Annotated in this window: 18 protein-coding genes; 13 read left to right on the top strand and 5 right to left on the bottom strand. The window is 63.7% G+C overall.

The features are described 5' to 3' along the window. Window positions 1-72 precede the first annotated feature (72 nt). Entirely contained in the window at window positions 73-3,255 is a 3,183-nt protein-coding gene (locus OOT43_RS08575) for an RCC1 domain-containing protein (RefSeq protein ID WP_266024471.1), read from the bottom strand. Between the two features lie 440 nt (window positions 3,256-3,695). Between OOT43_RS08575 and OOT43_RS08570 the strand changes: the two genes are divergently transcribed. From OOT43_RS08570 to rbbA, 4 genes are all read left to right on the top strand, one after another. Next, window positions 3,696-4,520 (top strand): helix-turn-helix transcriptional regulator, encoded by an 825-nt coding sequence (locus tag OOT43_RS08570; protein ID WP_266024470.1) that lies wholly within the window; start codon window positions 3,696-3,698, stop codon window positions 4,518-4,520. 164 nt (window positions 4,521-4,684) lie between these two features. Next, entirely contained in the window at window positions 4,685-7,840 is a 3,156-nt protein-coding gene (locus tag OOT43_RS08565; RefSeq protein ID WP_266024469.1) for a discoidin domain-containing protein, read from the top strand. Between the two features lie 51 nt (window positions 7,841-7,891). Beyond that, on the top strand, window positions 7,892-8,857 hold the full coding sequence (locus OOT43_RS08560) for an HlyD family secretion protein (RefSeq protein ID WP_266024467.1): 966 nt from the start codon (window positions 7,892-7,894) through the stop codon (window positions 8,855-8,857). Further along, the gene (gene rbbA, locus OOT43_RS08555; protein WP_266024465.1) at window positions 8,854-11,577 is read left to right on the top strand and encodes a ribosome-associated ATPase/putative transporter RbbA; all 2,724 of its coding nucleotides are present in this window, start codon (window positions 8,854-8,856) and stop codon (window positions 11,575-11,577) included. Before OOT43_RS08560 ends, rbbA begins: the two co-directional genes overlap by 4 nt. A 45-nt stretch (window positions 11,578-11,622) precedes the next feature. Here the strand turns inward: rbbA and OOT43_RS08550 are convergent, their stop codons facing one another. After that, window positions 11,623-11,886, bottom strand: a complete 264-nt coding sequence (locus OOT43_RS08550; protein ID WP_266024463.1) for a hypothetical protein — start codon at window positions 11,884-11,886, stop codon at window positions 11,623-11,625. Between the two features lie 174 nt (window positions 11,887-12,060). Here OOT43_RS08550 and OOT43_RS08545 point away from each other — a divergent pair, with 174 nt between their 5' ends. From OOT43_RS08545 to ald, 8 genes are all read left to right on the top strand, one after another. Beyond that, complete coding sequence (locus OOT43_RS08545; protein ID WP_266024461.1) at window positions 12,061-13,197, top strand: ABC transporter permease; 1,137 nt, start codon at window positions 12,061-12,063, stop codon at window positions 13,195-13,197. Window positions 13,198-13,234: 37 nt separating this feature from the next. Next, window positions 13,235-13,651: a YbaY family lipoprotein gene (locus OOT43_RS08540; protein ID WP_266024459.1), complete on the top strand. Its 417-nt coding sequence runs from the start codon at window positions 13,235-13,237 to the stop codon at window positions 13,649-13,651. A gap of 141 nt (window positions 13,652-13,792) precedes the next feature. After that, entirely contained in the window at window positions 13,793-14,419 is a 627-nt protein-coding gene (locus OOT43_RS08535; protein ID WP_266024457.1) for a DUF1826 domain-containing protein, read from the top strand. Window positions 14,420-14,478: 59 nt separating this feature from the next. Next, entirely contained in the window at window positions 14,479-14,898 is a 420-nt protein-coding gene (locus OOT43_RS08530; protein ID WP_266024455.1) for a secondary thiamine-phosphate synthase enzyme YjbQ, read from the top strand. Window positions 14,899-14,924: 26 nt separating this feature from the next. Beyond that, window positions 14,925-15,377: a DUF411 domain-containing protein gene (locus OOT43_RS08525; RefSeq protein ID WP_266024452.1), complete on the top strand. Its 453-nt coding sequence runs from the start codon at window positions 14,925-14,927 to the stop codon at window positions 15,375-15,377. 4 nt (window positions 15,378-15,381) lie between these two features. Continuing rightward, window positions 15,382-16,392 carry a glucokinase gene (gene glk, locus OOT43_RS08520; protein WP_266024450.1) on the top strand — a complete coding sequence of 337 codons (1,011 nt, stop codon included), beginning with the start codon at window positions 15,382-15,384 and terminating at the stop codon, window positions 16,390-16,392. A gap of 125 nt (window positions 16,393-16,517) precedes the next feature. Continuing rightward, entirely contained in the window at window positions 16,518-16,949 is a 432-nt protein-coding gene (locus tag OOT43_RS08515) for a host attachment protein (protein ID WP_266024449.1), read from the top strand. Then, window positions 16,946-18,046: an alanine dehydrogenase gene (gene ald / locus OOT43_RS08510; RefSeq protein WP_266024447.1), complete on the top strand. Its 1,101-nt coding sequence runs from the start codon at window positions 16,946-16,948 to the stop codon at window positions 18,044-18,046. The genes OOT43_RS08515 and ald overlap by 4 nt, the downstream gene beginning before the upstream one ends. Before the next feature lie 7 nt (window positions 18,047-18,053). Here the strand turns inward: ald and OOT43_RS08505 are convergent, their stop codons facing one another. Genes OOT43_RS08505 through map form a run of 3 tightly spaced genes read right to left on the bottom strand, consistent with a single transcriptional unit; the run spans window position 18,054 to window position 21,810 of the window. Continuing rightward, the gene (locus OOT43_RS08505; RefSeq protein WP_266024446.1) at window positions 18,054-18,371 is read right to left on the bottom strand and encodes a DUF6763 family protein; all 318 of its coding nucleotides are present in this window, start codon (window positions 18,369-18,371) and stop codon (window positions 18,054-18,056) included. Window positions 18,372-18,413: 42 nt separating this feature from the next. Further along, a complete protein-coding gene (glnD, locus tag OOT43_RS08500; protein WP_266024445.1) occupies window positions 18,414-21,047 on the bottom strand; it encodes a [protein-PII] uridylyltransferase in 2,634 nt (877 codons plus the stop codon). Continuing rightward, the gene (gene map / locus OOT43_RS08495) at window positions 21,025-21,810 is read right to left on the bottom strand and encodes a type I methionyl aminopeptidase (protein ID WP_266024444.1); all 786 of its coding nucleotides are present in this window, start codon (window positions 21,808-21,810) and stop codon (window positions 21,025-21,027) included. Before map ends, glnD begins: the two co-directional genes overlap by 23 nt. 233 nt (window positions 21,811-22,043) lie before the next feature. On the opposite strand from map, the gene rpsB reads away from it, so the two are divergent. Further along, entirely contained in the window at window positions 22,044-22,817 is a 774-nt protein-coding gene (gene rpsB / locus OOT43_RS08490) for a 30S ribosomal protein S2 (protein WP_266024442.1), read from the top strand. The last annotated feature ends 81 nt before the right edge of the window (window positions 22,818-22,898 follow it).

Raw genomic sequence — 22,898 nt, 5'->3', positions numbered from 1 at the left:
TGTCCTTGGCGTCTGAAGTCCGACGATTCACTTCGGGCATAACGGGTCACCTTAAATTTAGCGGTCTCGCTGTTAAGGCTCCCAAGGTGCACGCACTAATGTCCATGTAGACTGAACCCGATAGCTCGTTCCGGTGGGCCCATGCAGCACCGTCCCACTGCATCGTACCATGAAGTCCTCGTAATACTCGGCGACCCCAAAGGCAGCGGCACGCAGGTACGTCCAAGAGCCATCAGGCCCGAATTCGGCGAACATTCCATATTGGTCGTCGGCGGGATTCTGCGCTTCCCAGCGATATTCACTCGTAGGCGACCAGCCCCAATCGGTTCCAATAATATTGAACACCACTCGCGAATCCTCTATCGAGAGGGCTACATCTCTCATGTCATTCGGCAACTCGACTCTCGCCGCAACTGAGTCAGGTCTCGGCACTAGGGCATTGATGATGCGGTCCAGATCGTCGCCGCAGCGGGTGGGCGCGCCCACGTAATTGGTCGACGGCCGGTCGAGGTCTTTATTGATCATCGATTTGCTGCACTTCAGTGTGGCGACATCCAGGACCGGCATGCGCGCCAAATGCCCGTCCCGATCCGGGAAAAACAAAGCGGGTTGTTGTATACCCTGCCAGGAAGCCGTCCAGTACGTGTAGTGAGACTCTTGGTACCATCGCGCCAAGAAAGCCCCTAGGGAGTTCTTCCACTTGCTGTAGCCGTTGCGGTCCTCGGCATATTCATGGACTTCCAGATATCCTTCCCCGCTCGTCCAGGCTCCTCTTCCGGTGAAGTACCCCATCTGCCCTTGGCTGCAGACTATGCCCTGCAGTTGTTTGCCAGGGAGTTGATCGTTCCGTATGCCGCTGCCGATGAAGCATTTCATGTTCTGGGTTGTGACTTCGTCAACGCGGGTAGAGAAGTCTTTGTGCAAATCTACCAAGTCGTTCCAGTGGACAGCAAAAGTATTGCCGGTAATCCAGAATACCTTGTCGGTAATGCTCCTGAAACCGGCTTCCTTTTCCATGACCGCCGGCAGATCCTTCTTTTCGTTTTCGCTCATTTGGGCGTAGAGTACCTCCCCGACATCCTTCCACGCCTGGGCATCCGCCTTCCAGTCGTAATACAGAAATTCTTTGGTGCGGTCTTTGGCTTGATTCTTCAGAATGGTCGTATCGGCAAAATTCCCCCAAATGGAATCACCGAATTCGTTGACGTCACGCACCCATAACCAGGATCGGCTGGCCCAGTCCGCGCCTTTGCCCAATATCTTGGAACCCGCCGACAGCACGGTGTCGTCGCCGGTATAGGGTGCGCCGGCGCGCTCGATCTGGGCCACCATGTTTTTATAGGTCCGCTCCGTCAGCGCCGTCGCATCGTCGCAATAGCTCTTAGCCTGCTGCCAGAACGCCGATTTCGGATCGCTCGATGCGGCCTTTTCGCGCACGGTGGCGCAGTAGCCCACCATGTTACCGGGCGAATATTCGACTTTGCCTTCATTCAACTTCTGCTGGGCGTGCCAGAGATCGATGTCCTGCAGCATGGTGAGTGCCATGTTCTGGTAGCTCAGCGCATATCCAAGGATTTCGTAGATGCTCTCGTAATAAGGGCGGTCGTCAAAGGGTGTCCGGGCCGCCGATTTCCATTGTTGGAAACTCTTGACCATGCAGTCCTCGAGAGGGCTGGTCTTGGTGGAAAGCGCGGGCACCAGCGCCTCGTGGATCGAATTGAGCGCTTGTCTCAAATCCTTTTCGTAATCGCTGACGAATTTTTGAAGGTCCGGGTTGATGTCGGGCACCTGTTTGCCGGGGTCTCGGGCGCGTTCTGCATACGCCTTGAGCACAATCTGGCTGCTCTCGCTGTGTCGGGCGTAGATGTCCTGGGCCGTCTTGACCTTGACGGCGGCGTTCACCAGTTCCTGCAGGCTGACATTGCAGGCCAAGGTATCCAGCTTGCCTTCAATTTGCTTTAGCGCGGATTCGATTCGCTCGACAGCCGCTTGAAGCTCCTGAATAGCGGCTTCGATGCGTTTCAGCGCCTCGACCACCGGGTCGGGGGGCTGCGGTAAGAACCCTTGCACCGCCGACAGGACGATCGAAGCGCCGAGAAACGCCAGCTGAAACCGGATGTTTTTCGATTCCTGCTTGTCCCAGTTCTGATCCACGCCCTTTCCGTAGTTGACCAGCCCTGTCCCCAAGAAGCCGGCCACCTGGGTCAGGAATGGAAACGGGAAGCCTTGCGCACCGGCCCCCGGCAGCAGGCCGACGCCGAGCATGACGTTGTGGTGGCTGCCCCAGCAGCTCAGGCTGTCGTCCAATCGCAGACTGCAGCCATGGTTGCCGCCGGCCGCCAGTGCCTTGAAGCTTTCGCCGGGTGGTACGTCGAGCTGGCCGCTGTCGTCGCGCCCCCAGCAGGCCACGCTGCCGTCGAAGCGCAGTCCGCAGGTGAAGAAATTGCCGGCGGCGATGCTCTTGAAGGCCCCTGCCGGCGCCTGGATTTGGCCATGGGCGTCATTGCCCCAGCATACGATACCGTCATCGTCTCGGAGGGCGCAGGCGTGGGTTTCTCCGGTGGCGACGGCCTTGAACCGGCCCTTGGGCCGTTCGTAAGACGTGAACGATTTCTCGCCCCAGCATGCCAGCCGGCCGTCGGTGCGAACCGCACAGGTGTGCAGGCCGCCGGCGCTGAGCGACTCGAACCGGCCCTGGGGGACTTGGAGCCGCTTATGACTCGGATTGCCCCAGCACTTGAGGGTGCCGTTGCTGTGGAGGGCGCAGGTATGCCCATCGCCGGCACTGACGTCCTTGAAAGTGCCCTGAGGGATCTTCTTCGGCCGGGCGCCCTCGGTACCCCAGCACCGCAGCTTGCCGTCCACGCGGAGGGCGCAGCTGTGCGCCAAGCCGGCGGACACGGCAAAGAAACGGCCTTTCGGCGGGCTCGCCTGGCTGGCGCTGTTGTCGCCCCAGCATGCCAGCGTACCGTCTGCCTTGATGCCGCAGCTGTGCTGGCCGCCGCCGCTCACGGCTTGCCAGGCGGCGGTATCATCCGCGGGATTGGGATCGTAGAAGTCGGGGGCTGCGGGCACGGAATCCGTCTGCGGCTGCGCTATCGCCGACAGCGCCTCGCCTGCGATGGGATCCGGGACCTGGACCAGCGGCGATATGACCGCCGGTGGGGTGGTTTCGGCCTGCCCGGCCGAGATGCCGAGAAACGTCACAAAGCAGACCAGACAGGCACTGAGTCCCGCCGAAGTGAATGTGGTCACGCGCATCTCCCAAGTACAGATCGAAAAGCCGCCATCGCGCCGCTGGAACTGAACGCATGGGTAGCGCTTTTTGATATTCGAATTATTTAACCGTCCGCATCCGGAACAGCGCTTGTCAGCCGAGTGTGTCAGTCGGAATATTCGTCGGCCATCGAGCACACGTCCCCCATGCGACCACCCTCCTGATGCATCAGTGCCCAGGCGGGCGCGCAAGAAATGCCCGATGGGACGCGGCTGCAATTCGATCCCAAGATCGCAGCATTCGCGATTCTACGAACCCGGTTCTCATGACGACAGTTACTAAACAGTAGCGGTCGGGAATTAAGGCACGGCAATAAATCCAAGAAGATGGCCGGTGACGCACCAAAGAACATCATCCCTTCCGGCCGAGTCGGCAACGAGTGACGCTTATACTTCGTTTCGAGAAAAGAGACCCGCTTATGAGAAGCCCCCCAGCCAGCGCCCGAGTTCAGGCGCATTTCGAAGAAATTTTCGAGCTTTGGGATGAGTTGAATCATTTCGGGATGCACGAAAGTCATGAGGCAATGAAGCTCTGCATGGAGCGCATTTGCATGTGGCTCGGCGCCCGGGACGCCCTATGGGTGGGAATCGTTCGCTTCCTGAAAGGCGCTGCCGGGGAAAAAGACGGGTTGTGCGGATGGCGAATCCGGGCGATTGCGCCCCTGCGTCCTCAATATCACGATGCCCGCAACTACCAAAAAGTGGTGAAAACGGGGTATCCGGACATGCATCCCGATCCCGGCGCCACCAACATTGCCCTTGCGGGGAGCGCGGGAGCGTTCCGAGCCTACACGCTCATGAGTGGGGATCTGGTCGATTTGAATTCGTTCCGCCAGACGGAACACTACGACTTCTATTATCGCCAGCCTGGCATCTACGATCGCATCTGGGTCGGGTTTCCGGTAAACGCCGATACGGAATCCATCTTCTGTTTCGACCGGATAGCGGAGGAGCGGCCCTTCAACCAGGAGGAACTCGATCTGGCGGCTTTCGTGCTGCGAGGCATCAAGTGGTTCCACCGCCAACTCCTGCTGAGCCACGGCCTTGGACTTTGCGAAAATCCGCTGACCCAGGCCGAGCATCGCGTCATACGCTTGTTGCTGTCAGGCATGCCCGAACGGACGATAGCCGCCGAGCTGGGGCTTTCTCAAGGGACGGCGCATCAATACGCTACGCGCATCTATCGCAAGTTTGGGGTTCGAGGGCGCACGGAATTCACCGCGCTGTGGCTGCAGGGAACATGACCCCAAGATCGGTAACCTGCGGATTCGGATCGAGCCTTTCCGCAGGGGGGCATGACCGGACCTCTGTTCTCGTTATGACCCTGACCAAGGAGTTCGGGATGAAGTTTGGCTGGGAAGATTCTATGTATGGTATTTGGCGGCTTGTTTTGCAAAGTCTCTTAATCTTGGCGAGCGGTTTTGCCGGGTCCGCCGGCGCGAGTTCAGAAGATCGGCAGATTCTCGATGATTTCGAAGCGTTGTCGGGATGGACGGCGGAAGGCTCGCCCGGCACCCGCTTCGAGCTGAAGCAGGATCAGGGTTTCAAGGGCAAGGGGTTGCGGCTGGACTTCGAATTCGCCGGAGGCGCCGGCTACATCATCCTGCGCAAGCGTTTCGAGCTGCCCTTGCCGGAGAACTATGCCTTCAGCTTCCGCGCCAAGGGCACGGGGCCGGCCAATATTCTCGAGTTCAAGCTGCTGGACGCCGAGGCGCAGAACGTATGGTGGTACCGGCGCGAAGCCACGGGGTTCCCCGCCGACTGGCAGCTCCAGTCGATCCGCAAGTCGGCCATCGACTTCGCCTGGGGGCCGTCCGGCGGCGCGCCGCTGCTGGCGCTGGGTGGCATCGAGTTTGCGCTGTCCGCGGCGGCCGGCGGCAAGGGTACGCTGTGGCTGGACGATCTCCGGGTCGAACGGCGCGACGCGGTGGTGGATTACCGGGGGCAGCCCCAGGTTTCCGCGTCTTCCGCCACCGGCGAGGACCGAGCGGAGCAGGTCCTGGACGGCAAGGTGCAAACCGTCTGGCGCAGCGCACCCAAGCCGCAGCGCCAGTGGCTCAAGGTCGATTTCGGCCGGCTTCGAGAATACGGCGGGCTTGTCCTCGATTGGGAGGGGGATTGTCACGCGCGGGACTATGCCGTGGAGGTTTCGGACGACGGCCGGCGTTGGCGCAGCGCCTACCGGGTGGCGGACGGCAACGGCCGGCGCGACTACCTGCCGCTGCCGGAGACCGAATCGCGCTACCTCCGGCTGGATCTGCGCAAAAGCGCCTGCGGCAAGGGTTACGCGCTCCGCGAACTCACGGTGAAACCGCCCGATTTCGCCGCCTCGCACAACCGCTTGTTCGAACACATCGCCCGCAACGAGCCGCGCGGCGCTTACCCTCGCTATTTCCAGGGCGAGCAGATGTACTGGACCCTGGTCGGTGCCAATGGCGCGCACCGCAAGGGCCTTTTGGGGGTGGACGGCTCGCTGGAGACGGCCCGCGGCGGCTTCACGGTGGAGCCGTTCCTGTATGCCGACGGCCGCCTGCTGGGTTGGAATGAGGGGCAGATTTCGCAGTCGCTGGAGCAGGGCGATCTGCCCTTGCCCTCGGTCGAACGCGACTTCGGCGATCTGAATCTCGGGGTGACGGGCTTTGCCGGGACCGTGGGCAACGCTCCGGTGCTGCTCGCCCGCTACCGGGTGGAAAACCGGTCCGCGACGGCCCGCCAACTCAGGCTTTACCTGGCCGTGCGTCCGTTCCAGGTCAACCCGCCCTGGCAGTCGCTCAACATGAAGGGCGGGGTGAGTCCGATCCACCGGATCGAGGCTTCCGGCGGCGTGCTCAAAGTGGATGGGGCCGATGCGCTGGTGGCGATGAGCCCTCCGGACGGCTTCGGCGCCGCAGGTTTCGACCAGGGGGACATCACCGATTTCCTGAGCGAGTCCCGCCTGCCGCCGCGCACCGCGGTTTCCGATTCCGCCGGCTATGCGTCGGGGGCCTGGGCGTTCGAGTTGGAACTGGCGCCGGGTGCGGCCCGTGAGGTCTTCATCGCCGTGCCGGAACACAAGGCCGGTTCGTCAAACGTCGTCGAAACGGCGCTGAAGGCCGAAGGTGAGACCCTGGGAGCCCGCCTGTGGCAGGAAGCCGTCGGCTACTGGCGGAAGGCGCTGGCCGGGCCTGATCTTCTGCTGCCGGAATCCGAACAGGGCCTGGTGGAGAGCCTCCGGGCCAATCTGGCCTATATCCTGGTCAACCGCGATGGCGCCGCGCTGCAGCCGGGCTCCAGGACCTATGCCCGCACCTGGATCCGCGATGGCGCCCTGATGTCCTCGGCCCTGCTCATGCTGGGACGCGGGGAGGAGGTGAAGCGCTTCCTCGAATGGTATGCCCGGTTCCAGACCCCGGAAGGCGCCATTCCCTGCTGCGTCGACAGCCGCGGTCCGGACAGCGTGCCGGAGAACGACAGCCACGGCGAGTTCGTCTACACCCTGGCCGAGTACTACCGTTATACCCGCGACCTCGCCGCGGTGCGGACGCTGTGGCCGCACGTGGTCGCTGTCATGAGGTACATCGACGCGCTGCGGCACCAGCGGATGACGGAGCGCTACCTCAGCGGCGAGGGCAAGGCGTTCTACGGCCTGATGCCGGCGTCGATCAGCCACGAGGGCTACGCCTCGCAGCCGGTGCATGCGTTCTGGGACGATTTCTGGACTCTGCGCGGCATCCGCGACGCGGTGAAGCTGGCGAAGGCCTTGGGTGACCAGGCCCACGCGGAAAGCTGGGAGCGCGTGCTGGCGGAGTTCGGCGGCCACCTTCATGCCGCGCTGCAAGCCACCATGGTGCGCAAGCACATCGACTACATCCCGGCCTCGGCCGACCTGGGCGACATCGATCCCAACGCCGTCGCCATCATGGTGTCGATCGCGGGCGAGGCCGGAAGGCTACCGCAGGCCGCGCTGGCCAAGACCTTCGACGACTACCTCGCGCATTTCCGCAAGCGCCGCGACGGCAACGGCGACGACGGCTACACTCCGTACGAGGTGCGCATCGCCGAGGCGCTGGTGCGGCTGGGGCGGCGCGAGGACGCCTGGGAAGTGCTGCGCTCCCTGCTGCGCGACCAGCGTCCGCAAGCCTGGCGCCAGTGGGCCGAAGTGGTGTGGCGCCACCCCGAGGCGCCGCGATTCATCGGCGACATGCCGCATTCCTGGATCGGCGCCGAGTTCATCCGCGCGTTGCGCAGTTGCTTCGCCTACGAGGACGACGCCGACGATTCTCTGGTGCTGGCCGCCGGAATCCCCGGCGAATGGTTATACAATGCGGCCAACGCCGAAATCGCTGTCCGCCGGCTGCCGACTGCCCACGGCCCGCTCGATTACAGCATGCGGGCGGACGGTGCCGATACCCTGAGGCTGCACATCGACGGCGGTTTGGCCGTGCCACCGGGAGGCGTCCGGATCAGGCCGCCGGTGGAAAAGCCGATCAAGGCGGCGCAGGTGAACGGCGCCGCGGTTTCCGGACTCAACGGCGCCGAATTGAGGATCGATGCCGTGCCGGCAGAGGTCGAGATTCGGTATTGAGCTTGCGCTTGCGCCATTCAGTTACTGATCATTGACATCGGATAGTTTCACGTGAACAAAGCTGTTATTGCGTTGGTCGCAGTGTTGACAGTCGCTGGCGCCGTAGGTCTCGGAGTATGGCGCGACCGCCATGCACGGGAACTGCCGCCCGGCATCGCCCGAGGCAACGGCCGCCTGGAGGCCACCGAGATCGACCTGGGCGCCAAGTATGGCGGACGCATCACCGAGGTGTTGGTGTACGAGGGCGACGACGTCGCGCCGGGCCAGCCGCTGGTCCGCATCGATACCAGCGAGGAGCAGGCGCAGTTGCAGAACATCGACGCGGAGCTCAAGCGGGCGCGGGAATCGTTCGATTACGCCGGCCAGATGCTGCGGGTGGCGCGGCACGACCTGGAGCTGGCGCAGAGCATCTTCAGGCGTTCGTCCCGCCTGGTCGAGCAGGCGGCGGTTTCGGCCGAGAAACTGGATCATGACCGCACTGAGCTGAGCAACGCCGTGGCCCGGCTCGATGCGGCCCAGTCGCGGATCGGCGAGGCGGAAGCGGGCATCGACGCCGTCGCTGCCGAAAAGCGCCGGGTCGAATCCGTGGTGCGGGAGAGCGTGCTTCTTGCTCCCAAGGAGACCAGGGTCCTGTACAAGCTGTCGGAGCCGGGCGAGGTGCTGGCCAAGGGCGGCAAGGCGCTGACCCTGGTTGATCTGAACGACGTCTACATGGTTCTTTACCTCGACGAAGCCGAAGCGGGGCAGACGGCGATCGGCGGCGAGGCGCGCATCGTGCTGGACGCCCTGCCGGAGCTGCCGCTGCCGGCGCGGTTGGTGTTCGTCTCGCCCAAGGCCCAGTTCACGCCCAAGCAGGTGGAGACTTCGAGCGAGCGGCAGAAGTTGATGTTCCGCCTGAAGGCGCAGGTCGATCCGGAATTCCTCCGCGCCCATCGGGGCCTCGTCAAGCCCGGCATGCCCGGCGTGGCTTACGTCAAACTTTCGCCGGAGGCGTCCTGGCCGCCCTTGCAGCGATGAGCGCCATGGTCCGGGTCGAGGAGTGCCGTCACCGCTACGGCAAGGTCGAAGCGCTCGCAGGTATCTCGCTGGAATTGTCTGCCGGCGGGCTGACCGGCTTCGTCGGTCCGGACGGGGTGGGGAAATCGACCCTGCTGGGTTTGATCGCCGGCGTCCGGGAGCTCCAGGCGGGGCGTATCGAAGTGTTCGGCGAGGACATCGCCGATCCGAAGGCGCACCGGCGCTTGTGTTACCGCATCGCCTACATGCCGCAGGGCCTGGGACACAACCTCTACGCGACGCTCTCGGTGTGGGAGAACGCCGAGTTTTTCGGGCGTTTGTACGGCTTTGGCGGAGACGAGCGCCGGCGGCGGATCGAGCGCCTGCTGTCGGGGGTAGGGCTTGCGCCCTTCCGCGACCGCCCGGCCGGCAAGCTTTCCGGCGGGATGAAGCAGAAGCTCGGTCTTTGCTGCGCTTTGCTGCATGAACCGGACTTGCTGATTCTCGACGAGCCGACTACCGGGGTCGATCCGCTGTCGCGGCGGCAGTTCTGGGAGCTGATCGACACGTTGAGGCATGAGCGGCCGGGCATGAGCGTCCTGGTCGCCACCGCCTACATGGAGGAGGCCGCACGCTTCGACCGGCTGGTTGCCATGGACGCTGGCCGTGTCCTGGCGATCGGGACAGCAGGGGAATTGCTGGCCCGCACCGGTACCGCCGATATGGAGTCGGCCTACGTGGCCCTGCTGCCGCCGGAAAAAAGGCGGGGGCATGAGGCGCTCGTGATCCCGCCGCGCAGGAACGGCCGGGGCGAAGCAGCGATCGAAGCGAGTGGACTCACCCGCCGTTTCGGCGATTTCCTGGCCGTGGACAGCGTGAGCTTCCGGATCGAGCGCGGCGAAATCTTCGGCTTCCTCGGGTCGAACGGCTGTGGCAAAACCACGACCATGAAGATGCTCACCGGGCTTCTGCCGGCCAGCGCCGGTTCGGCCTCGCTGTTCGGCCAGCCGGTGGCGTCGGGCAATTCGGCGATGCGCCGCCGCATCGGCTTCATGTCGCAGGGGTTTTCGCTATACACCGAGCTGACGGTCAGGCAGAACCTGGTACTGCATGCCCATATCTTCGGTCTCGCGCCTTCCGCGCTCGAAGGCAGGATCGCGGAATTGGTGTCCCGTATGGACCTCGCCGCGCACATGGACGCCCTGGCCGAATCGCTGCCTCTGGGTATCCGCCAGCGCCTGTCGCTGGCGGTGGCGCTGGTCCACGAGCCCGAGTTGTTGATCCTGGACGAGCCGACCTCAGGCGTCGATCCGGTCGCCCGCGACCGCTTCTGGGGGATTCTGGTCGAACTCTCGCGCGAGAAAGGCGTGACGATCTTCATCTCGACCCATTTCATGAACGAAGCGGCGCGCTGCGACCGGATTTCGCTGATGCACGCGGGGCAGGTGCTGGCCCAGGGCGTACCTGCCGAACTGGTACGGGAGGCGGGGGCGGCCTCGCTGGAGGACGCCTTCATCGCTTGTCTGGAGCGGGAGAGCGTTGCCCCGCCCGTCGCAGCCGAGGCCGCTCCTTCAGTCGCTTCGGCCGCGGCTGGCCCGGCGCCCGAGGCCAGCCCCTGGTTCAGTCCTCGCCGCTTCAAGGCCTACGTCTGGCGCGAAACCATGGAACTGGCGCGCGATCCGATCCGCCTCGCCTTCGCGCTGCTCGGGCCGATGCTGCTGATGGTGGTCATGGGCTACGGGATTTCGCTGGACGTCGAGCATCTGCCCTACGCGGTCCTCGACTACGACCGGACGCCGGAAAGCCGCCGATATCTGGAGCACTTCGCCCATTCGCGCTATTTCGAGGAGCGGGCGCCGCTGCAAGACGACGACGATATCTTGAGGCGGATGGCGAGGGGCCAGCTCAACTTCGCCGTGGAGATTCCGCCGGGTTTCGGGCGCGACCTCAAGGCCGGGCGTCCGGCCGAAGTGGGCATCCGCATCGACGGCAGCATCCCGTTCCGCGCCAACACGGTGCAAGGCTATGTGGAGGCCGTGCACGCCCGTTTCCGCAGCGACATGATCGATGAAAGCCAAGCTCGCGGCGCGGCCCCGCCGCTGCGGGTGGAAACCCGTTTCCGCTACAACCCGGATCTGAAGAGCGTCTACGCCCTGGTACCGGGCGTGATTGCGGTGATGCTGGCGGTGATTCCGCCGATTCTCACGGCGGTCAGCGTAGTGCGGGAAAAAGAGATGGGTTCGATTACGAATCTGTATGCCACGCCCTCGACCCGTCTGGAGTTCTTGCTGGGCAAGCAGCTTCCCTACGTCGTGGTGGGCCTGGTCAACGCCTTGTCCTTGATTGCGCTGGCGCTGTGGCTGTTCGGCGTACCGGTGAAGGGGGATCTGTCGGCTTTGCTGCTGGGCGCTGCGCTGGCAGTTGCGGGAACGACTGGCTGGGGCTTGCTGATCTCGGCATTCACACGCTCGCAGATCGCCGCCCTGTTCGCCGCGTTCCTGCTGTCCATCGTGCCCGCCATCAATTTTTCCGGTTTCCTGGCGCCCGTGGCTTCGCAGACGGGCGCCGCGGCCGTGATGGGCTATGGGTTTCCGACTTCCTGGTTTTTGACCATCAGCGTCGGCGCGTTCACTAAGGCTTTGGGTTTCCCCGAGCTGTATCTCAACCACGCGGTGCTGCTGGTGTTCGTCCTGGCCTACCTGGGGCTGAGCCTCATGCTGCTCCCCACGCGTGGACGTTGAGTCGGCCGGGCGGATGGCAGCCCCGCCCGGCGGCATGACGATCGATCAGCCTGCCGCGGCCTCTGTGGCTGCTTCGGTTTCCAGGGACATCACGGTGTCAGCGGTATCAGCGGCTGCCGGTTCCACCTCCTCGGGGGCGGTTTCCGCCAGTACCGACGCGGTTTGAGCCAGAATCGGAGGTTCGTCCGGCCTGGCGGGTTCGGCGGCGTTTGCCGGCGCCGCCGCTTTCGCGGCGGCGGGCGACGAATAGACTGCATAGAGCACATAAGCCAGCAGGCCCACCGCGATTGCGATAACTGAAAGGTCCATCGGTCCTCCTGATATAGTTGTATATCGACGTGTGAACGATGCGCCGCATTGTGTCATGAAGGGGAAATACGGCGTCAATCGTGTGGCAATTATGGACCAGACGGAAAAACCACACCATCTTTATGTGAATGCCGCTTTCCGCTGCCCGGCTGAGTTCCGGACCGGACTACCGGGATGAGGAAAGAAGGGCGTCTGCGCACGATCTTCCGGCTGGGTCTCAAGGAGCTGGCCAGCCTCCGCCGCGACTTGGCGATGCTGGTTCTGATCGTCTACGGATTCACCGTGATGATCTACATCCCGGCCAGCCGTGGCATGCTGGAGCTCCGGAACGGCGCGGTGGCAGTGGTGGACGAGGACCGCTCCGAGTTGTCCAGGCAGATCGTCGCCGCCCTGCCGCAGCCCTATTTCCTGCTGCCCGATCCACTGCCGCTGGACCGCGTGGACAGCATGCTCGATGCCGGGCGTTACGCCTTCGTGATCGACATCCCGCCCCGTTTCCAGGCCGATTATCTGGCCGGAACACAGCCGGAAATCCAGGTCAACGTCGATGCGACCGCGATGAGCCAAGCCGGGATCGGCGCAGGGTACATCGAACGGATCATCCGCGACGAGGCTGCCGGTTTCGGCAGGAACGGAGTGGCTGCCGCGGACGCCGGCGTCAATCTGGCGATACGTACCCTGTACAATCCCAACGCCCAGGAAAGCTGGTTCGTCTCGGTGATGGTTCTCATCAACGTGGTCAACCTGCTATCCATCATCACCTCCGGTGCCGCGCTGATGCGGGAACGCGAGCGCGGCACGGTCGAGCATCTGCTGACGCTGCCGCTCGGTCCGTTCGAAATCGTGTGCGCGAAGATTTGGGCCAACGGTCTGGTAGTGGTCGTGGCGGTCGGCCTGTCTTTGACCTTGGTCGTGGAAGGCGTGCTCGGCGTGCCGCTGGCGGGATCGCTGCCGTTATTCCTGGCCGCGACGGCGCTGTATCTGTTCACCTGTACGGCGATCGGCATCTTCCTCGCCACGGTGGCCCGTTCGATGCCCCAACTCGGCCTGTTGTGCATCCTGGTGGTGTTTCCGATCACCACGCTGTCCGGCAATACCGTTCCGCTGGACAGCATGCCGGAACCGATTCAGCGGGTGATGGCGTTTTTCGCCTCGACGCATTACGTCAAAATTGCGCAGGCCGTGCTTTACCGCGGCGCGGGTTTCGCCGCCGTCTGGCCGCAGTTCCTGATCATGGCCGGCATCGGCGCGCTGTTTTTTCTGCTGGCTCTGGCCCGCTTCAGGCATACCGTTGCGCGGCAGGTGGGCTGAACTGCGTTTCTTTTCTCACATTCCCTAAGGAGTCCCGATGAAATTCCCGGCTTTCGCTCTGGCCGCCTCGCTGTTCCTGCCCGCATGCAGCCTGTTCCATAGCGATGAAACCAATCCCCATTTCGCCAAAGTCACCGGCACGGTGAGCTGGCGCGACCGCGTGGAACTGAATCCGAACGCGGAACTGATCGTCAGTCTGGAAGACGTGACACGCCATGATGTCCGGCCGGTGCTGGTCGGCATGGCCGAGGACACCTGGCCCGGTTCGTCGCCGGTGTCCTTCGAAGTGTCGTTCGACCGGCGGGTGGTGGCGGAGGACCGGCATTACCGCGTGAGGGCCGTGGTCAAGCAGGACGGCGAGACGGTGCTCGCGTCCCGGCACGGCGTGCCGGTGCTGACGTTCGGTCATCCCGACCGCGCCGATCTGGAACTGCACCGCGTTACCGGCCCCTAGGGGCCGGTTCCAAACATGCCGGTTCGCCGCGGAGGAATACAAGCTGTCACATTCCCCGGCTATGCTTGCTCCAAGTTTGGAGCGAACCTTGCTTGGGAAACGATACGCGCTCGAGCGGTTCCAGTTCGATGGAGGCAAGACATGGCGGCATTGGCGAGAGTCATCGCACAGGGTGATGCGGATCTGGTGGCAGCGATAGCCGAAGACGCGGACGAACTGTTCCGCGAGAGTAAGTCCGGTGTGGACCTGCGGGTCTGTCACCGCGAGCCCGACGCGGCCATGGGCGGTTTCGTCGATACCGTGCTGCGGCAGATGGTGCGGCTCGACGTGACGCGCAGTATCGATTTCGAAAATTTCGATTTCCGTTCCTTGCTTGCCTGGGCCCAGGACATTCCGGGCTACCGGGCGTGGGTGTGGGACGTCACCCAGCTGACCTGCCGCTGGTGCGACTGGCACCGGACCGAATATGCGGTGTTGCGGCTCCGCATCGTGGACGCCGGTGCCATTGAAGAGGAAACCGGCGGTCTGCAACTGGCTTGCCTTTACGGAGGCGTCCCCAAACCGCGGCGCTTCGATATGGCGCGGGGAGATGGGAACACGGAGACCTCTGACGGCATGTACCGCGTCGCGGCATCCCCCGATCTGGTGCCGCCCTATGCTGTCGCCATCACCACCCCGAAAGCGAGGCAGGTGTTGGATTTCCCCCGCGGACTGGGTCAAATGCCCCGGCGTTTGCTGCTGACCGTCGACGGGCAGCGCGGCGCCTGACCCGCTTCCGGCCGCCCTGTGGTAGATTACGCCGGGTGTAGGGCGGCGGTGGCGCATTCATGTGGTTTCAGAAGACGATCGTTCTCAAGCCCCGCTCGCGGGGATTCCATCTGATCACCGCGGAAATTACGGCGAACCTGCCCGAGGTGGAGCGGTTTCGCCAGGGCCTCGCCCATTTCTTCATCCAGCACACCTCCGCTTCCCTGACCATCAACGAAAACGCCGACGCCGACGTGCGCCGGGATCTCGAATCCTATCTGCTGGCGCAGGTGCCGGAGCGGGCCCCCTATTACCGCCATACCCTGGAAGGGGATGACGACATGCCGGCCCACATCAAGGCCGTCCTGGTCGGCAACAGCGTGACCGTTCCCATGCGGCAAGGCCGGCTGGCCTTGGGAACCTGGCAGGGAATCTATCTGGGCGAGCACCGGACGCACGGCGGCGCCCGCTCCCTCGTCGCCACCTTGCACGGCGACTGATCCGCAAACCAAGCACCGAGGCCGATATGCGCAGAACGATAATTTGGGGGCTGGCACTGTGCGCAGCCCTTCCTTTGTCCGCCAAGGAAAAGCCCGTGCCTGTCGAGGCGACGGTATACCGCAGCCCGACCTGCGGCTGCTGCAAGAAGTGGGTGGAACACATCCAGGCGAACGGCTTCGCCGTCAAGGACATCGTCAAGGATGACATGGCGGCGGTAAAGCGCGAACTTGGCGTACCGGAGAACCTTGCCTCCTGCCATACCGCGGTGATCGGCGGCTATCGCATCGAAGGCCATGTGCCGGCGGCGGACATCCGCAAGCTGCTGGACGCCAAGGCGCCGCTCCTGGGCCTGAGCGTGCCCGGTATGCCGGCCGGCACGCCGGGGATGGAAGCGGGCGGACGCAAGGACGCCTACAGCGTCGTCGGTTTCGGGCCGGGCGGCAGCGTCCAGTCCGTGCACGACTACGCGGGGGACTGATCCGTTGATCGGGGCGAAGAGCGTGCTGCTGGCGGGCGACATCGGCGCCACCAAGACTGTCCTCGGGCTGTTCGACTGCTGGGGCGACAGGCTGGTCAGTCTGAGTGAGGCGATTTTCGCGAGCGCAGACTATGTCTCGCTGGAGGCGGTCGTGGCGGAGTTCCTGCGGGGACAGGGTGGCGAGATGCCCGAAGTCGCCTGTTTCGGCGTGCCGGGACCCGTGAGCGAAGGCCGTTGCGAAATCACCAATCTGCCGTGGGTCCTGTCCGAGCGGGAACTGGCGGAGGCAACGGGGGTGCGCAAGGTCCGCCTGTTGAACGACGTCCAGGCCATGGCCCTGGGCATGGCTTACCGGTTGGGCGAAGGTGACTGGGTGGAGCTGAACCCTCATGCCGTTCGGCCTCGTCCCGGTAACATCGCGGTCATCGCCGCCGGGACGGGGCTGGGTGAGGCGATCCTTTACTGGGACGGCGGGCGTTACCACGCCTTGCCGACCGAAGGGGGGCACAGCGACTTCGCTCCGAACGGGCCGCTGGAGGATGGGCTGCTCACCTTTCTGCGGGACCGCTTCCACGGGCACGTCAGCTATGAGCGGATACTGTCCGGATCCGGGCTGGCCAACCTCTACGACTATCTGCGCCAGGCCGGCGCGGCTCCGGAAAGCGAGGCGTTGCAGGCGGCGCTGGCCGGCGCCCCCGATCGAGCGCCGATCATCGCCGAGTGGGCGCTGGAACGGCGCGATGCGCTTTGCGCCGCGGTGCTCGATCTGTTTGCGGCGATCTACGGGGCGGAGGCCGGGAATCTGGCGCTCAAGTCGCTCGCGCTCGGCGGCGTGATCCTGGGCGGAGGCATTGCACCGAAAATTCTCCCCGTCCTGCAAGCCGGGAACTTCATGGCCGGCTTCACCGCAAAGGGAAGGCTTTCCCTCCTCCTGGGAGAACTTCCCGTGCGGGTGGCCGTTCATCCCCAGCCGGCCCTGCTGGGGGCGGCGCACACCGCTTCGGCCATGCTTTAGCGGCCCGCAAGGCGCTCCAAATCGGATCGATTGTGGCAGAATGCAGTCAAGCGGATCCGGCGCAGACCGGAAACAATCCGTTTGCGATTGCACCCTTTATTCACCATTGGAACATGGAGGAAACTATGTTCAAGACATGGGTGGTTGCCGCAGAGAGCAGCCGTGCGCGGATCTTCGCCATCGACAATCGACTGAGCCCGCTCAAGGAAATCGACGATCTGGTGCATGCGGAGGGTCGAGCCAAAGAGCAGGATCTGATCTCGGACCGGCCGGGCCGGATGCTGAACAGTTCGACCGAAGGGCGCCACGACTACGAAAAGCCGCAGGATGCCAAGCAGCATGAGGCGCAGGTGTTCGCCAAGCGGGTGGCCGAGCGCCTCGAGCAGGCGCGGGTCAGCGGCGATTGTCTGTCGCTCATCCTGATCGCAGGGCCCGAGTTTCTCGGATTGCTGCGCCAGGCATTGAGCGGCCCCACTGCCAAGCTGGTCAGCAAGACTCTGGACAAGAATCTGGTGCAAAAAACCGAACAGGAAATCCGCAGTTACCTTTTCTCATGAAAATCGGCGTACCTAAAGAAATCAAAGACCTGGAGAACCGTGTGGCCGTCACCCCGCAAGGGGTTGCGGCCCTGGTGCGGGCCGGGCACGAAGTGCTCGTGGAGATCTCGGCCGGCCTCGGTTCGGGATTCGCCGACGAGGAATATCTGGCGGCGGGAGCGCGGCTGGGAGACGCAGCCGATGCCTGGGCCGCGGACCTCGTGGTCAAGGTGAAGGAGCCGGTGCCGTCGGAATACCCTTACCTCAAGCGGCAGCTGGTGTTCACGTTCTTCCACCTGGCCGGCGTCGATCCCGGCCTGACCCGGGCATTGCTGGACGGCGGCACCACGGCGGTGGCCTACGAGACGCTGGAAGACGAGCAAGGGCGCCTGCCGCTGCTCGCGCCGATGAGCGCGGTGGCGGGCAACATGGCCGCCCAGGTCGGCGCCTATTATCTGGCGCGCTTCAACGGCGGCCGAGGTGTCCAGCTCGGGGAGGTCATGGGCGTGCGCCACGGCAAGGTCGTGGTGATCGGCGACGGCGTGGTCGGCTCGCATGCCGCCCTCACTGCCTGGGGTATGGGCGCCAACGTTCAGGTCATGGGGCTGGTGCCGGCGAAGGGCGAAGCCCTGTGCCGGCGGGCTCCGGGGCTGGAGTTCTTCCTCTCGGACAGCGCCCGCCTGGCGGAGACCGTGCGCGACGCCGATCTGGTGGTAGGGGCGGTGCTGCAGCCGGGCGCCCGTGCCGATTACATCGTGACCGATGCCATGGTGAGGTCGATGCCGATGGGCTCGGTGATCGTCGACGTCAGCATCGACCAGGGCGGCTGCGTGGAGACGTCCAGGCCGACCTCGCATTCCCATCCGGTCTACGTTGAGCACGGGGTGATCCACTATTGCGTGACCAACATGCCGGGGGCGTATCCGCGCACTTCGACTCTGGCGCTGACCGACGCGACCCTGCCTTATCTGCTGCGTCTGGCCGATGAAGGCGAGGCCTGCCTGCGGGCCGATCCTGGCCTGGCCAAGGCCGTGAATGCCTACGACGGTTACATCACCTGCCGGGCGGCGGCGGAGGACCTGGGGCTGCTGGAGCGCTATCGCCCGTTTGCCGCGTAATTGGCCCTCAGTAAGGCTCTTTGTCCTCGTCTTCCAGCACGTCGTCCAGCGTCAGATCGTCCGTGTCGGGCAGGTGCAGATCAGGGTCGCTGTAGCCCAGATCGTCTATTTCCACATCGTCGAAAGGCGCGCTCCAGTCTTCCGGGGCTTCGATCTCCAGGATCGCAGCCTCGCCCCAGGAAGTTCGATCCAACTCGCTCAATTCTCCCTCGAGGTACTGTATCTCGATGGTGTCGCTCGCGTCGTCCAGGGCCACGACTCGAAATTGTCTGCCGGTTTCCCGCTCTTCGTACCAGTTGTCTACCAACGGTATTGCGATTGCCATGCGGATTCTCCTGCTTATCGTGCCGGCAGCGTGCTGCCGCGGTCAGTGGTCGCCCACGAATTCTATCAGCGCCTGCCGCAATGCCGCTCGGTCCGCCTCATCGCTCAGCGGTCGGTCCTTCCGGTCGGTGATGAAGAAAATATCTTCGGCTCGGCTGCCGATGGTGGAAATCTTAGCATTGTGCAGGCGTATGCCAGTCTGCATGAAAGCCTGGCCGACCTTGGACAGCAGGCCGGGGCGGTCGGTGGCGATCAGTTCGAGGATGCTGAAGCGGTTTTGCGGGTCGTCGTGGAAGAATACCTTGGTCGGCACGGTGAAGTGTCGGATCTGGCGGGCGGCCAGCCGGCTGACCGGCGGCGGCGGAGCGCTACCGCCGCTCAGGACTTCCTTCAGCCGGTCGCAGATGTTGGCCAGCCGGAACAGCCCCTCGGGTGCGGCTCCGGACTGTTCCAGCACATTGAAGCTGAGCAGCGCGAATCCCTGGCGCGAGGCGATGATCTTGGCATCCAGCACGGTGAGGCCGAGCTGGTCGAGCACGGCGGTGCTCTGGGCGAACAGGAAGTCGCGGTTGCGGTCGTAGATGAACACTTCGGCACTGCCGCGCAGGCTTTCCGGACGCAGCAGGACCAGGGGCAGATGTTCCGGCCGGCAGGCGGCGATGGCTGTGGTGTGCCAGGCGATTTCCTCGGGCAGGAAGCGCAGGAAATAATCGTCGCCGTTGTTTTCCCAGACCGCGGCGATGGCGTCCTCGGCCAGGCCGAAGCGCTGCAGCAGCGCCCGCGCTTCATCCTTGGCGGCGGATATCTGTTCGGCATGGTCCGGGGGCGTATCGAGTCCGCGCCGCAAAGTCCAGCTGGTGCTGGTATAGAGCTCCTGCAGCAGGGCGCCCTTCCAGGAGTTCCACAGGGACGGATTGGTGGCGCGTATGTCGGCGACGGTGAGCAGATAAAGATGGTTCAGCGTGTTCTGGTTGCGCACGATCCGGGCGAATTCGTGGATGACTTCCGGGTCGCTCAGGTCCTTGCGCTGCGCCGTCATCGACATCACCAGATGGTGCCGCACCAGCCATTTCACCAACTGGGTCTCGCGCGGGACGATCTGGTGGCGCCGGCAGAATTCCTCCGCGACCTTCTCGCCCACTTCCGAGTGGTCGCCCCCCGAGCCCTTGGCGATGTCGTGCATCAGCGCGGCGATATAGAGTAACTCGGGTTTTTCGATGAGCTGGAACAGTTCGTAGCACAGCGGAATTTCGTGCTGGAACTCTTCGAGGGCGAAGCGCCGCAGGTTGCGGACCACGAACAGGGTGTGCTCGTCCACCGTGTAGACGTGGAACAGGTCGTACTGCATGCGGCCGACGACCCGGCCGAATTCGGGCAGGTAGGCGGCGAGCACGCCGTAGCGGTTCATCCGCCGCAACTGGTGGGTGATGCCGCCCGGCTGCCGCAGAATGGCCATGAACAGCCGGCAGGCTTCCGGATCGTTGCGGAAGGCGTCGTCGATCAGATGGATATGCTGGCGGATGAGGCGGATGGTGGCGGCGCGGATCCCTTCCAGCGTGCTGTTCTTCTGCAGGATCAGGAATACTTCCAGGAGGGCCAGGGGGTGCTCGCGGAAAACCTCGGGATGCACGGCTTCCAGGTAATCGTTGACCGCCTGGAAATGGTCGTTGACGGGGGTGGGCGAGAACTCTTCCTCGCGGTGCAGGACGGCCTCGTTGAACAGTTGCAGCAGCAACTCGTTCAGGCGCTCCACCCCGGTGACGGTGCGGAAGTAGTCCTGCATGAAGCCTTCGACGACCTCATTGCCGGTGTCGCCCCGGTAGCCGAAAAGCCCGGCAAGTTCGCGCTGGTAATCGAACAGCAGGCGGTCTTCGCAGCGTCCGGTGAGGGCGTGCAGCGCAAAGCGGATTCGCCAGAGAAACTCCTGGGCCTCCTTCAGCTCCCGGTATTCGGCGTCGGTCAGCCAGCCGTATGCGACCAGGTCCTGCAGTCCCTGCGCGTCGCTGTGGCGGCGGATGATCCAGCCGATGAGCTGGATATCGCGCAGGCCGCCCGGTCCTTCCTTGACGTTGGGTTCGAGGTTGTAGGCGGTGTTGTGGTACTTGGCATAGCGCACCCGCTGTTCCGCCATCTTGGCCTCGAAGAACGCGGCGGAAGACCACATGCGTTCCGGGGCGATCTCGCTCCTCACCCCTTCCCACAGCGCTGCCGAGCCGGCCAGCACACGGGCCTCCAGCAGGTTGGTGATGACAGTCTGGTCGGCGCGGGCTTCGTTTGCGCATTCGGCCGGCGACCTTACGCTGTGGCCCGGCTTCAGGCCGATGTCCCAAAGAAAACGCAGGAAATCGGACAGGTCCTGTTGGCGCGACGGCTGTGCGGCATCGTCGAGGAGCACCAGCAGGTCGATGTCGGAATGCAGCAGCAGCTCGCCCCGGCCATAGCCACCGACGGCCACCAGCGCGACGTCGCTGGAGTTCTGCCCGAGGCGCCGGTTCCATGCGTCGGCGAGCAGGCCATCGATGAAAGCAGTGCGTTCTCGTATCAGCTCGGCGACGGGGGTGCCGGACCGTAACCGCTCGCCCAGTTCGGCGGCATTGCGCTGGATCTGCGCCTTGCAGACCGCGATCCGCTCCGGCGCTGGGACGTCGTGCGGCTTATCCGAGTTCGGTTCGCCCAAAATCTTCCTCTTGCCGCAGCGTCAGCACCTCGTAGCCTGTCGGCGTCACCAACACGGTGTGCTCCCACTGCGCCGAGAGCTTGTGATCCTTGGTGACAGCGGTCCAGCCGTCGGAGAGCATCTGCACGTGCCGCTTTCCCTGGTTGATCATCGGCTCGATGGTGAAGATCATCCCCGCTTCCAGCCGGATGTCCAGCTTCGGTTCGAAATAGTGGAGCACTTGTGGCTCCTCGTGGAATTCGCGGCCGATGCCGTGGCCGCAGAACTCCCGCACCACGGAATAGTTATGTTGGCCGGCATGCCGTTCGATAGCCGCGCCGATCCGGTTCAAGGCGGCGCCGGGCCGCACTTCGCGGATGCCCAGGTACATGGCCTCCCGGGTAACCTCGACCAGTTGCCGGGCATAGGGCTTGACCTGTCCGACCAGGAACATCTTGCTGGTGTCGCCGTGGAAGCCGTCCTTGATGACCGTGATGTCAACGTTGACGATGTCGCCGTTCTTCAGCTTCTTGGGGCCCGGAATGCCGTGGCAGATGACGTGGTTGACCGAGGTGCAGATCGACTTCGGGAATCCTTTGTAATTAAGCGGAGCGGGGACGGCGTGCTGTTCGTCTACGATGAAGTCGTGGCAGATCCGGTCGAGTTCTTCGGTGGTAATGCCGGCTTTGACGTAGGGCGCGACCATGTCCAGGACTTCCGCGGCGAGCCGGCAGGCCACGCGCATGCCTTCGACTTCCTCGGCGCTCTTGATGCTGATGCTCATGAAATTACGGCGGAAACGGGAGGGCTCCCGGTCCGTGGCAGGAGGGAGGGCTGTTTGTCCAAACGGTGCTGCTATGGTATAAAGCACAGCTTTATTTGGCAACACACCACACATGCATCGTCACGGCCGGTGGGGTGCCGTCCCCTCGGGGAGGGTCGCCGGCCGGGATGCGTGGAGGCGCAACCCTACCGCTGGGCTCTGCCAGCCCGGCAAGACATTATACGGAGAAACCGATGACCTCAGTTACCATGCGCCAGATGCTCGAAGCGGGCGTTCACTTCGGGCACCAGACGCGTTACTGGAATCCGAAGATGGCCCCGTTCATCTTCGGCGCGCGCAGCAATATCCATATTATCAATCTGGAAAAGACGCTGCCCCTGTTCAACGATGCCATGAAATACCTGGAGCAGGTCGCCGCCAACCGCGGTAAAATTTTGTTCGTAGGCACCAAGAAGACCATGCGCAAGGTCATCGAGGAAGAAGCCCGGCGCTGTGGCATGCCCTACGTCAACCACCGCTGGCTGGGCGGCATGCTGACCAATTTCAAGACCATCAAGGCATCCATCGCCCGGATGAAGGATCTGCAGGCCATGCGCGACGATGGCCGTCTCAACCGTTTCAGCAAGAAGGAAGCGCTCGGCATGATGCGCGAGCTGGAGAAGCTGGATTGCAACGTCGGCGGCATCGGTGACATGGATCGCCTTCCCGACGTGATGTTCATCATCGATACGGGCTACGAGAAGAACGCCATCAGCGAAGCGCGCAAGCTGGGCATCCCGGTCGTGGGCGTGGTGGACACCAACAACACTCCATTCGGAATCGACTACGTGATCCCGGGCAACGATGACTCGATCCGCGCGGTCCAGTTGTATGCCCAGAGCGCCGCCACGGCGATTCTGCGTGGCAAGGCGTCCGGGGTGGATTTCGGCACCGCGGCGGCGGATGAATTCGTGGAAATGGAGCCGGAAGCGGAGCAGGAGGCCACGGGCGAGAGCCTGGGAGGCTAAGAGTCCGTACCCGGCAGTGTCGTGAAAAACGCCTCCGCCTGGAGGCGTTTTTTTGAGATTGATTAACGGTTTTTATTCGTA

Source organism: Methylococcus mesophilus (genome assembly GCF_026247885.1).
GTDB lineage: Bacteria > Pseudomonadota > Gammaproteobacteria > Methylococcales > Methylococcaceae > Methylococcus > Methylococcus mesophilus.
Note: the sequence above shows the minus strand (reverse complement) of the source record. Positions and strands in the feature narration are given on the sequence as shown.